Origin of the sequence: Parabacteroides sp. AF21-43 (assembly GCF_003635435.1) — a bacterium.
Lineage (GTDB): Bacteria > Bacteroidota > Bacteroidia > Bacteroidales > Tannerellaceae > Parabacteroides > Parabacteroides distasonis.
In genome coordinates this window covers 24,590-37,514 of sequence record NZ_QTMG01000014.1, presented here as the reverse complement: position 1 = coordinate 37,514, position 12,925 = coordinate 24,590, and the positions used below count along the sequence as shown (strand labels likewise).

General features: G+C 51.6%; 6 protein-coding genes. 3 read left to right on the top strand and 3 right to left on the bottom strand.

The window, feature by feature from the left end:
• The 3 genes from DWX84_RS11390 to rocF all read left to right on the top strand — a co-directional run bounded on the left by DWX84_RS11390 (position 1) and on the right by rocF (position 4,419).
• On the top strand, positions 1–2,121 hold the full coding sequence (locus DWX84_RS11390) for a cadherin-like beta sandwich domain-containing protein (RefSeq protein ID WP_048927894.1): 2,121 nt from the start codon (positions 1–3) through the stop codon (positions 2,119–2,121).
• A gap of 189 nt (positions 2,122–2,310) precedes the next feature.
• A complete protein-coding gene (gene rocD / locus DWX84_RS11385; protein ID WP_048927895.1) occupies positions 2,311–3,519 on the top strand; it encodes an ornithine--oxo-acid transaminase in 1,209 nt (402 codons plus the stop codon).
• A gap of 3 nt (positions 3,520–3,522) precedes the next feature.
• Positions 3,523–4,419, top strand: a complete 897-nt coding sequence (rocF, locus tag DWX84_RS11380) for an arginase (protein WP_005861034.1) — start codon at positions 3,523–3,525, stop codon at positions 4,417–4,419.
• Positions 4,420–4,524: 105 nt separating this feature from the next.
• Here rocF and DWX84_RS11375 read toward each other — a convergent pair whose 3' ends face one another.
• The 3 genes from DWX84_RS11375 to DWX84_RS11365 form a co-directional block, all read right to left on the bottom strand.
• A complete protein-coding gene (locus DWX84_RS11375) occupies positions 4,525–5,796 on the bottom strand; it encodes a hypothetical protein (protein ID WP_048927896.1) in 1,272 nt (423 codons plus the stop codon).
• Between the two features lie 129 nt (positions 5,797–5,925).
• Positions 5,926–8,310 (bottom strand): BamA/TamA family outer membrane protein, encoded by a 2,385-nt coding sequence (locus DWX84_RS11370; protein ID WP_083434128.1) that lies wholly within the window; start codon positions 8,308–8,310, stop codon positions 5,926–5,928.
• Positions 8,307–12,917: a translocation/assembly module TamB domain-containing protein gene (locus DWX84_RS11365; RefSeq protein ID WP_048927897.1), complete on the bottom strand. Its 4,611-nt coding sequence runs from the start codon at positions 12,915–12,917 to the stop codon at positions 8,307–8,309. Before DWX84_RS11365 ends, DWX84_RS11370 begins: the two co-directional genes overlap by 4 nt.
• Between the last annotated feature and the right edge of the window lie 8 nt (positions 12,918–12,925).

The following is a 12,925-nucleotide window of genomic DNA, read 5'->3' as shown; positions in this document are numbered from 1 at the left end:
ATGAAACAATATACTAGTTTATGGCTCGTATGCCTGCTGGCGGTCTTCTCGATGACCGCCCGGGCGCAGGAAGGGATCGAGACGAAGGCCCGTCCCGACTACCCCGCTCTTCCTTTCATGTTGACTTTCGAGGCTCCCGCGGAAGGATCTGCCTCCTTATCGATCTCGGCGGACGGTGAGACCCTCACATCCCCTACGACCTTGCATTCCGGCACCGAGGTGACGATTACCGTCACCCCCGCCGACGGCTACCGAATGGCTTCCGGTTACCCGAAGGTTTACCGCACGGGTACGCCCTCCGAAACGGTACCGGCTACGTTTAAGCCCGATGCCAGTAGCGGTATCGCCTACCTCTACACCTTCACCATGCCGGACTTCCCGGTCACGGTAGAGGTGGAGTACGAGAAGATCCAGTCCACCGTCACCTTCGCCAACCCGGCGAACGGTACGCTTACCTTGAGTACCGCCGATGCTCCGGGTAGTTCGATTGTTTCCGGCGGCGAGGTCGCCTCCGGTACGAAGGTGACGATTGCCGCCACCCCCAACAAAGGCTACCAAATGGTGTTCGGCTCCTTGAAGGTATCCGGGAAGGTCGGGGATAAAACCAATACTGTTCCGTTGCAGAAAGAGAAAGATGGTACGACCTACTTCTTGATGCCGGCCTATACGGTGGAGGCTGAGGTGAAATTTGAGCCTATCCTCGTGGCTCTGTCCTCGGAAGCCCGTTTGAGTTCCCTATCGTATAAGGAAGGAAGTGGGGAGGTTACCCCGCTTCCCGGTTTTCTTGCCTCTACGATGAAATATGAGGTGCTGCTCCCAAATTCCACCCAGAAATCGGCTACCCTCACCTTATCCGGCCAGCTGGTCGATGCGAAGGCTGAGCTGCTCGTGAATGGATCGCCTGTTTCCGTAGAACCGACAGGATCGTTCACGGCTACCGTATCGCTCGAGAGTGGATCGGCCAAGGCTACCTTGGTCGTTACCGCCGAGGATGGACAGACCAAGCGTACGTATGAGGTAAACTTCACGGTACTTCCCGAGTCGGAATATTACGTCAAGATCCTGCAGCCGGAAGGCGGTACGATCTCCGTTTCTTATACAAAAGAGGGTAAGGAAGTGAGCGTGAAATCCGGTGATGCCGTACCCGTTGGTACTGAGTTGAGCTTGGCACATACGGCCTTGCCAAAGTACGAATTCGTGAGTTACAAAGTGAATGATGACCCGCTAGCATCTGGGAATATTACCGTCTCCGGTACCGACGACTTGACGATAACCGCTACCTTTAAGCTGCAATCTCCCGTAATCCCGGAAGAGATCGGTACGCCAGCCGTTCCCAAGGAAAAGGAAGGGCAGGAGGGAACGAATGTTCCAACGGATGATAACCCGATCGTGATCATCCCCGATGCCGTATCCCTGCCATCGGATACGGAACTCTCCAGCCTCCGCTTGGTGAAGGAAGATATAGAAGACCCAGCGAAAAAGGCTGAGATTGAAGAGAAAGCGGAAGCTGCCGCCCAAGATGCGGGTATCGCTCCTGATGCCCCGAAGATCGTGATGGAAGTGACCTTGGTTAAGGTGACGACCACGATTTCCGCTACCGACGCATCCACCACTACCGCCGTAACTCCCGTGCAGCCCTCCGATATCGTGACGGTACGTATCCCGTATCCGGAAGGCGTAAATAAAACCCAACATGATATCGTGATTATCCACCTCCGCTCGGACGGCGTGGTAGACGTGTATTCCGAGGGTAATAACAATTTGACATTAGAGGATGATTATATGGAGATCTCCGTTGCCAGCTTCAGCCCGTTCGTGGTAAGCTATACGCCCAAATCTGGGCCGGTGGATCCCGATTATCCTGACACACCCGACACCCCGGATACCCCGGATGTCCCGACATCGAATGCCTCGGTAGAGGGAGGCATAGCGGTTTGGACCTCTGCCAACGCCCTCCATATCCGTGCGGATCGTCCGGCTGAGGCATGGGTTGTCGGCCTGTCGGGTGCTAGTCGTGCCCGGTTCGCGGTCGTTCCCGGCGAGACAAGACACGCTCTTCCCGCGGGAGTCTATCTTGTCCGGATAGCCGACCAGACCTATAAGGTACGGATACGGAACTAAGCGTTGTTTGTTTGACGTGAGAGGGATGCCCTTGTTTCTCCTTGGGGAGAGCGGGGCATCCCTTCTTTTTTGTGGATATGTTTCTTAACATACATATCCGTAATCAATTGGTTAGCCGCAAATGTTTATCTTTGAGCTATCCCGATGTAAACGCTTACAATATGACAGTCATTTAAACTCAATTATAGTATGAAACCGGAAGATTACATTACCAGAGAGGAGAAGTATGGTGCCCACAACTATCATCCCCTGCCGGTCGTTCTCAGAAGAGGCGAAGGCGTGTTCGTGTGGGACGTGGAAGGAAAACGTTATTTTGATTTCTTGTCTGGCTATTCTGCCTTGAGCCAAGGACATTGCCATCCTAAGATCGTGAAGGCCCTGATGGAGCAGGCGGAGAAGCTTACGCTCGTATCCCGTGCCTTTCATGCGGATATACTGGGTGAGTACATGGAATTTACCTGTAAGTTCTTCGGATATGATAAGCTCTTGCCGATGAATACGGGGGCCGAAGCGGTAGAGACGGCCTTGAAGCTTTGCCGCCGTTGGGGATACCGTCGGAAAGGGGTCGCCCCGGAGCGTGCGAAGATCGTGGTTTGTAGCGAGAATTTCCACGGACGTACGATCACGATTATCTCCATGAGCACCGATCCTAGTTCCTACGCCGATTTCGGCCCTTATACGCCCGGATTTATAAAGATACCCTATAATAATGTGGATGCGTTGGCCGAGGCCCTGAAAGATCCTGATGTAGTAGGCTTCTTGGTGGAACCGATCCAAGGTGAGGCTGGGGTAGTGGTGCCCGACGATGGTTATCTGCGGGCTTGCTATGATCTTTGTCATCAAAAGAATGTGTTGTTTATCGCGGACGAGATACAGACGGGTATCGGCCGTACCGGTAAGTTATTGGCTTGCGATTACGAGGGGATTCGTCCGGATATCTTGATCTTGGGAAAGGCGTTGTCCGGTGGGGTCAGTCCGGTCTCGGCGGTATTGGCGGACGATGAGATCATGCTTACGATCGCTCCGGGAGAGCACGGTTCTACGTATGGTGGAAATCCGTTGGCGGCGAAAGTCGCTATCGCAGCCTTGGAGGTGGTACGTGACGAGCATTTGTCGGAGAATGCGTTTAAGATGGGTGAATTGTTCCGTAGCGAGATCGAGAAGATCGATAATCCGATGATTAAGAAAGTACGGGGTAAGGGCTTGCTGAACGCTGTCGTGACGGAACCTAAAGATGGGAAGACGGCATGGGACATCTGTTTGGCGTTGAAGGAAAACGGTTTGATAGCCAAGCCTACCCACGATCATATCATCCGCTTCACGCCTCCTTTGGTGATTACGGAGGAGCAAATGATGGAAGCGATTGGCATTATACGAGATACGTTCGCTAAATTCTAGTGTATGAAGATAAATGTAATAGGTGTTCCCTTGAATCTGGGATGTGACCGGGCTGGCGTAGAGCGTGCCCCGAACCACCTTCGGGAACGGGGATTGATGGGGGTGATCCGGAAGAACGGGCATAAAGCCTTTGACTTGGGTAATTTGTATGTACCCCCTGTTAGCGAGGCGGATAAGTTCGTACGGGGTAACAGCATGAAATATCTGGATGCGATCGTGGAGGTGAATACAAATCTGGCGGAGTTGGTTTATGATACATTGCGTGGAGGAGCGTTCCCCTTGGTGATTGGCGGGGATCATTCGCTGGGTTTAGGTAGCGCCTCGGGCGTGGGTAAATGTTATGATGATTTCGGCATTATCTGGCTGGACGCTCATGGGGATATCAATACCAGCGAGACTTCTCCCAGTGGTAATATCCACGGGATGCCTTTGAGTGCGTTGATGGGGATGGGAAGCGAGGAACTGGTGAATATCTACGCTCCCGGGAATAAGGTGAATCCGCAGAACGTATTCTTGGTCGGGACCCGCAGTCTGGATGAGGGCGAGTGGGATTTGATCGAGCGGGAGAAGCTGAGTGTCTATACGATGGAGACGATCCATCTGAAAGGCATCGGCTTCGTAGCTGAGGATATCAAGCGGAAATTGAAGGAACGGAAGATCCGCAACGTGCATTTCAGCATAGACGTGGATAGCATAGACCCCCGTTTCGCTCCGGGCACGGGAACCCGTGTGTGTGAGGGACTGATGCCGGATGAGTTTAATAACTTCGTGGATCATATGTTGTCTACGAATCTGGTTAAGTCGATGGATTTGGTAGAGCTGAATCCGGAACTGGACGTGAACGAGCAGACCACAAACCTTTGTCTGCAGATCATTGATTATATTACCGCCCGTCTATAAGGAATCTAAATTCCATGGTTTATGATAAGAGTGTGAAAAGGAAGTCCCCTTGTTCCGGTTAAGACCGGATACGAGGGGACTTGAAAATACGATATGTCTATTGGTTTATTTCATTCTTCGGATATTGGCGTAATTGAAGCTATCGCTCAAGAAATCGTCCTCGCTGAATTTATAGCCTTGCGGTCCCCAGTTGCCCATAGCGAGCATGGCGATCATCTTCATCGGGTTGAAACCGCTCATATCGCCGCCGGCGGCCGCTAGAGGAACGGACTCCATCAGCTTGCGCATGGAATGTGGATAATTCTCGTTGATCACCATGTTGCGGTATAAGGCAAGGATTCCATCTCCTTGCTCCTTACGGTTCCAAGTCAGTATATATGTACCGTCGTTGGCTTCCGCCTTGGCTTGGAGATCGGGCAGTTTGGCGGAGTTGGCGTCCGCTATGATAAAGGTTACGAAACCTTCCTTGTCCACTTTAGGCATTTCCTCGTCATAAATAGAGGCATACGAGTAGGTCTCGGCTGACCCAAGGCATATGGACCAGTATCGTACATCGGCGGTGGCGTATTCGCTTACGCTTTTAGGAGCCGTAGGAGGGATGAAACGGAAAGTAGCTACCTCCCCTTCGTTCAGTTTGATGCGGGCGAATAGGTATTCTGCCGGGCTGTTCGGGTACATTAGGCTCAGCGGGGCACGCATGAACGGGAGTTGCGGCAGGTCGGCGGAGAAATCCATCGGCGGCAAGTTCAACGATTCGTGGATGTTGCAGACCTCACGCTTCAGGAAATCTACTTCCTCACCTGTAGTCACGTCGAAAGCTTGGATAGCAGGCATGTCCACGCCGCCATACTCATCGCCGCTATATTGTTTCGCCAAGTAAAGACGCATGAAAATGGAGACCATATTGACATCCTCCGGGAACTCACATACGTTCTTCATCGAGGCACGTGCGCTGGCGGGGGTGTTAGCGGGAATGATGTAAATCGTATAGCCATTTGCTCCGTAGTCATCTGTTTCCTTTACATAAGGGTTGATGGAGCTGTCGTCGGGTTGGATATTTACGTCTTCAATGCTGGATACGTCTATTTGGGTCTCGTCGTTATAAACCGTGAAGTTGAAGAAGCGTGACTTCGGGAACTTTCCAGTCAAACGAAGGCCGATGTTTGGATTATCTTTGTAAGAATAGGTGTATTCCCAATAATCGGCATAGATATCAGGAAAGGCCAGTAGGGTTTGATTGTCGCCTCGAAGCGTCTTGCCCCATTGTTCCTTGGGTTCCGGGTTGTTGATTTGAGGGGTATTCTCATCATCGTCGTCGCAAGCGGTGAACATACCCACAGTAAGGGCTACCAACATTAAGTAAAAAATCTTCTTCATGATTCTGTTCGTTAATTAATCTGTTTGTTATTAAAATGAGAGCGCAAAAGTATCTCATTTCCAATTAGGGTTGACCTATTGAAAATGAAATACCTTGGATAAGACCACAGAATCCTAGGAATGGAACAGCTAGAAGGGGTATCCGATAGCGAAATGGTAACCCATGCCGTCCTTGAATTTCGGGATATTGTAATAGCCTTTCTTTCCGGTATCGTAAGGGAGATGCAGACCGATACCCACGTCGAAACGGATGACGATAAAGGTGAGGTCGTAACGCAGGCCGAAGCCGGTTCCCAAGGCTAGATCCTTGAGGAAGCTACCCCATTTCAGTTGTCCGCCGGGACGATCCGGATCGTTTCGGATCAGCCAGATGTTACCGCTGTCGAGGAAAGTGGCCCCATGCAGGTCGCCAAGGATCGGGAAGCGGTATTCGAGGTTGGCCTCGAATTTAAGATCACCCGTACGGTCGATGTAAGCGTATTTATTGTTGTCGCTGTTCTGGTAGTAGCGTCCGGGACCGATGCTGCGGATCGTAAAGGCACGGATGCTATTCGCTCCGCCGATGTAGAATTGCTCGTTATAAGGGGAGGTACGGGCGTTGCCGTAGCTATAAATAGCGCCGGCCATTAATCGGCCTACGAGATATTGCTTATGCCCGAGGGCGTAATTATAACGTATCTCGGCGGTTCCCTTGATGAATTGGGCGAAGGGGTTGCCGAGTAATTCCTTATCCTCTTTATTGAATTTCTTCCCGGCTAACGCATAAATCCCATCCAAGACAAGGCCCGCTTGGGTAACGGATGCCTGCCACCAAAGATGGTTCCGGCGACTGGTAATCGGGGAATCATCATAGGTATAGGTATAGTTCATGGCCGGGATGAATTGATTTTGCAAACTCTTCTTTAGGGCCTTGTTCACGTTGGTAATGCTGTCGAACTCATGCGTGGTATGCTGGAGCAAGTTGAACGTCAGCTTGAAAGGGGTGATGGAATGATGAGACGTGGCGGTAGGCTGGAACTCATACGAGGCGTCACCACCGAATGCCAGCAACTTGAAGAAACGGGCCCGGTTCATCTGGTCCGCATAGAGGCGGAAGGTGGTGCTGGCCGGGAAATTCATGTCCCGTTTGCTGAATGTAGGGAACAATACCCGTGGGAAAGTCAGCGTGGTAGTCAAGCCTAACTCATAACTGTTGATCTTGGAGTTGCTACCATCCAGCTTGTTTCCGGTCTGCCATTCGTAAGAGCCGCGGAGTTTCACGCCGAAGGTCTCGCCCCCTCCGAAGACATTCCGTTTGGTCACGCTGAAAATGGCGCCCGGACCCACTTGGTCGTTGCTCTTGGCGGTAACGTTCAACTCGAGCTCGCCGTCCAATGGAAGATCGTAGACCGTATTGATCCGCAGATCCAGCGTATCTTGGCGGCGCATGGTATCACGGGGGGAATATTGCAACTCGGCATAACGGAAGATACCCAAGCGGGACAGGGCCGTTTGCGTCCGTTCCTGCGCCCGTTGGTTATAAAGTTCCCCCGGCTTGAAATATAAACGGTTGTAAATGACCGAGGGGCGAACCCTTAGCTTACCCTCATAATGGATCGTAAGGTCCTTATAGCGGATCGAGTCCGTGGGAGTCTCATTCTGATAGCCGTTTAGCCAGACGGATATATTCCCGAGTTTCCAAGGGCGGAGGGCCGAGGGGGGCAGGCTTTCCTTCGGGGCCACCCGTAAGGCCACTTTCCCGGGGTTCAACAAGGTATCCGCTTGATAGGTGATGAAATCGGGACGGAAATAGTAATATCCGTTGTTACGGAGCAAGGACGAGATGCGTTCCCGCTCGGCTTGCAATTGGACGACATTGAAATTCTCTCCTTTGTGGAGGATACGATCGCCGATCGTGGCATCGATCAATGAGTCGGCACGGTGACGGATATGGACGTATTGGATGCTGTCCAGCGTATACGGATCGTTCATGGTGACACTGTATTCCAGCTTCGCCTTCCGGGGATTCTTGGGATCGGGTATGACCTCGAAAGAAGTCTCTCCGTTGAAATAACCGTATTCGTTCAATAGGTTCCGGGCTACCTTGACGCGGACATCCGGGTTCACGGTGGTGATCAGCACCGGTTTCGACGCTAGTTTGTTGAAGATCCACTTGCCGACCTTCCCTTTCTTGTTCACGAAAGCGTTGTAGACCCACAGGCCGAAAGGAAAAGGCATCCGGATCGAGGAGCTTCCCAGCAAGGCGTTGTTGGGAGGATAGGCTAGGGCGGCCTCGACCTCTTCCAAGGCGGCTTCGCCGGGTTTGGTCTTATCCTCGTTCTTCACCTCTATTTTCTTGATACCGGTATATAGGACCGCTCCCTCGGGAAGGTTCTTCGTGGTGGAGCAAGAGGAGAGAAGAAGTACGGATAGGAGGATGCTCCCGGTGGCGATGTGCCATCCCCCGCTCGGGTTAGACGCTCTCCCTCGCCCGAGGGAGTCGTCCCGCCTAAAATATATTAAAATGCTTTTCATTCCTTTTCATCATTTATGGGTTTCACTTTCGTTTTCTTGAAGTTGAATAACTCCCTGAGGTGCATCATTTTCTTGCGGAGCACGATACCGGCTCCGGTCTCCGTGATCTCGCCTTCCAGCAGGCTCTCGTAGTTCTTGTCGTGGAAGAGCTTGACGTAGCGGGAACCGCTGCTGTCCAGCCGGTATTCGACGGATACGTTGTCGATGAACGGCTGCGCCTGCCCGTTGTTAATGTTCTCGCCGGTAGAGATACGGCCGCCTAGAACCACACGGATACGGTCATTATAGAATCGCTTGGCGAAGCGGAAGGAGTAGTCGGTACGGGTACCGCCTCCGGCGTCGCCATTATCGTCGTATGTCTCCATGCCGAAACTGATATCCACGGACTTCAAGGCGCTTCCGGCGATGTTGTTGATCTCGCTTTGCAAGAAGCTGGTCAAGGCGTCTCCCATATTCATGTTCACCTTGCCGCCACCACCGCCACCGCCGAGGTACATACCGGTCACGAGCATGCTGACAGCCAGCTTCGCCCGTTCCTCCGGACCTTTCGAGGTTAGTTCCTCTTGCATCGCCATGTCTTCCGGGGCGGTGAGGGTAAATTGCAACCCTAGGTTCTCCAGTTGTTGGGTCAGTTCGATGCCTACGTCGAAATTTACCAAGCGGGGCGATGATTGCCCGGTTAGGGTGACGGACGTACGGACTCGCTCGGTAGCCGTAAGGTTCAAGGTCGGGTCCATGGGGTTGCCCGTCCATTGCACGTAGCTACCCTCCTGTACGTTGAACTCCTTCAGCGGGATGACCGGGATGGAGTACTTGATGGTTCCGCCCGTCAGCGTGTAGCGTCCGTTCAAGAACATATCGCCTTGCGGGGTATACTGGAAGGAAAGGTCGCCGCCACCCTCCAAATTGATATGGTTGGACTGGTCGGGACTTAAATCCACGTTCGCTTGTACGGCGGGATCGATGTGGATCGTCATCAACATGTCCATGCCTCCCATCGGCAACGGGGGCTTACGAGGCATGCGCCGACGTAAAGTATCCGTGAAAGAGGTGAAGGTTACCATGTCCGACATACGGTCTTGCACGGTCAACGGGGAGTCTTTCAGCACGTAGGTGATATTCGTCCCGCCCAATAACTGCAAGTCCCCTCGCATGGTCAAGGCATCCAACGGCCCGCGTACGGTAGAATTCAGGTTGACGAACAGCTTTCCGTAGACAAGGCTTTCCTCGTTTTTCTTAACGTTCAGCAGTTGCAAGTTATTCGCCGTTAGTTTAAGATTGGCGGTCATGCGGGATAAATCGTTGAAATCCACTTCTCCGTTGATGATAAACGGATTCTTGTTGTATGCGTAAATACCATATTGGTTGAACAAGATTCGGTTGTTCTTTATCTCTATCTTCTTATCGTCGAAACGGAAGGTAGAACCTGCGGCGCCTACATAAACGGAGGCGGTATCGAGAATCAGATATCCCTCGGCCATGGGTTTATCGCTTTGTCCGCTGATAGCGAGCGTACCATCGAGGTCTCCGCCCATTTTCGCCATATCATCCGGGATGAACGGGTTGGCGATATCCAAGGGGAAGTGCATGAACTCTATATTACCGCTGATATGGTCGGTCTCGCCCATCTGGTATAAGGCGGTAATGGCACTCACCTCTTTCCGGTCCCGGAAAAGGTGCATATCCACTTGATGGTTCCCCTGCTCTAAAGGTAGATAGACTGCGTTGAACATGAGTTCGCCGACCCGCTCGTTCTCATAATACAGATCATCAATGTTCATATCCGCCACGACCATGAAGGCCGAGCCGGAAGGAGCGTACTGGAAATCGGCGTTCAATATACCTTTCATCGGCGGGATATAACTGAATGCGTTGGAGATAACCCCAAGGTCGATCTGGTTCAACTCGGCGTGGACTTCCTCCATCTCGTCACTTTCCGCTTGGGAGTGTATCCAGAGGGCGGCGTTATTATCTCCGCTGAGTCGTAGGTTCGCCTCGATATCCTTCATGCTGCGTACCACGACGTAATTATCCGGATTCAGCTTGAAAGGGCGGAACGCTATGATCGGGTCATCGGGGAAGAGATGGAACTTGACCCCGTTCTGTATCTTATCGGCCCGGATTCCGAGCAACAAGCCGGTCTCGCCTTTCCCGTCCTTGAAATAGAGGCGGGCGTCGCCGAAGCCATAACGTATTTGCCCGTCCAGCCCGGCGCTGAAAGGTTGTTGCTGCCTGTATTTATTCTTGATCACTTGGGCGCTATAGAGTAGTCCGAGCGAATCTTGGTGCATCTCCGCCCGGATGGTATCGATCTGCATCGTATCCCGTGCCAGATCGTAAATGGAGGCATCCATGCGTATACCCGTTTCCGGTGAGGTATAGGCGTTCATGGCGATGCTCTTGAAATCTACGTAATAGGTTTGGAGATAGTTGTAGATCGGATTGTCCTGTCCTGCCCGTACCTCGAGGTACATATCGGGGAGGAGCGGGCGAAGGATCTCCAGATTGACAGTCGAGTCCCGTTCCAATTGGAGGGTGATATCGTTCGATACCTTAGTCAACTTATCCGTGATGTGGTGTATGCAATCATTACCCGTGAGGATGATCCCTAAATCCCCGGCGTGGAAAGACACACGGGTGGTATCGATATCCGTCCGGGCATGCAAGGTCAGCGTTTTCGGCTTGAAACTTTGTTTTGGGGTGACGACCTCCCAGTTTCCTAACGTAACGTCGATCGTGTTATCTTCATCCAGATTACTTTCTGCCTCGGCGAAGAGCTGGAAAGAGGTGGCGAAGGGATTTGCCATTAAGTGCATACCCTGTAAATCCATGTTCTCTACATCCGCTATCAACATCGCTTTCACCTCGTGCTTGTGGAGGGTCGCGTTTAAGGAGACATCCATTTTCGCCAACGGGTATTTGCTAAGCAAGTCCACTTTCAGTAAGTTCTTTTCCAGAGAGCCATCGATGGATACGTCTGATACCGATGAGGCGCCATAGCGTATATCCGATATCTTACCGTCCAGTTTGGCCCATGTACGTTCAGAGAAAGGATCTGTGCCCCGGCCTTCTGCTTTAACAGAGGCGGTCAGCCAAAATAGAGAGTCTTTAGGCATGAAATGAGTAGGTTCCAGACTGTCTATCCGTAAATTAGCCTCATAAGCCAGTTTTACCGGATTATAGCGGGCGGTCAGACCTACTTTGCCTTTATCTTGGGTAAGAACAAGCTCGGTGCGGTATTCTTGATTTGCGACTGTAGCTTCCCCCTTCAACTGAATTCCTGCCGGAATGGCAAATTGATCCCGTTGGGAGGCGGGAAGCATCGCCAGCAAAAAATCCAGATTACCGGATCGAGCCTTTAACTGAATCTCACCGGTTCGCCGGATGCTATCCGTCACGGACTCCATACTACCCGTGACGTTCATCTGAAACGCTCCCGGCAGCATGATATCGCCTTGTATGATACGTATACTGGAGAGGTTGCCTTCTACGCCAGCCGTAATAGCGAGAGGCTTGTCCGGGTAGGCTTTCTTGAAATCCTCCGGAAGAGAACCTGCCGCTATCAATAAATCCTCTTTCCCCAACGAGGCGTTTAACAGGGCTTTCATGCTACCTTGCGGATGATCCTCGAGGGAGCTCCAAGGGATAGTCGCTGTCAATCTCACTTCGGAATTTGGTGTCTGGAGAAGTAGGTCCGGTACGTCTATCTGTTCATGGTCACTCCGGACATTTCCTGCTAATGCCGAAACCTTAAGGCCGGAACGTTCTTCCACGAAGAATTCCTTGATGTGGGCGTTTATTTCTTTTCCTTGATATAAGATGGAATCGATAGAGGTGTTCAGGTTCGTTAAACTGATATGGGAGAAATCGAGTCCTTGCTCGGGTGCCGCGTAATTCCCGTCATAAGCGAATGTAGAATTCGTTATGTCAAAGTTTCTCGCCTTATATTGTTCCGCTCCAAGATCTACGAGGCCGTTATTTAGCCCGGCTTTATTTACGAAAGCCGTAAGGCGTAAGGAATCCGAGGGCATTTGTAGGGCGAAGGCTACCCGGTCCAAACTAATTTTATCCAGCTTGAGTACCCAGTTCAGAGGTGTGGAAGTCGTGTCTTCTTTCGAGGTTGAATCATTTAATAGAAGGGTAATGGCGGTATCGGATAAATCTACGGTATTAAATGTAGCTTTCTCCTCGGACAGGTCTATACGATCGGCGTGCAGGTAAAGCTTTCCCAAGAATCCTTTGATTTCCATACCTTCAATCATAGTCCCGGTGTTAACCTTTACGTTCCGGAGGTCGATCGCCTCTACCAATACTTGCTTCCGCAAAAGAGGAAGGGCACGAACCCGTACCGTCAAGCTCTGTAAACTCAACAAGGTATCGGCGGGAGGATTTACGACCTCGACACCCTTAACCGTAAGGTCTAACGGGAAAGATAGCCTAATCTGCTCGATCCCGATTTGCATACCAGTCGCTTTTCCTGCGTATTCGGTCGCTTTCCGTACCGCGAAGTTTTGGAAAGGAGGTATATATAGTAATATAGAGAGTAACAATACCAATGCGATCGGTATTAGGCATATCACTCCTATCCGTTTAATCCATACTCTCATATTGATAC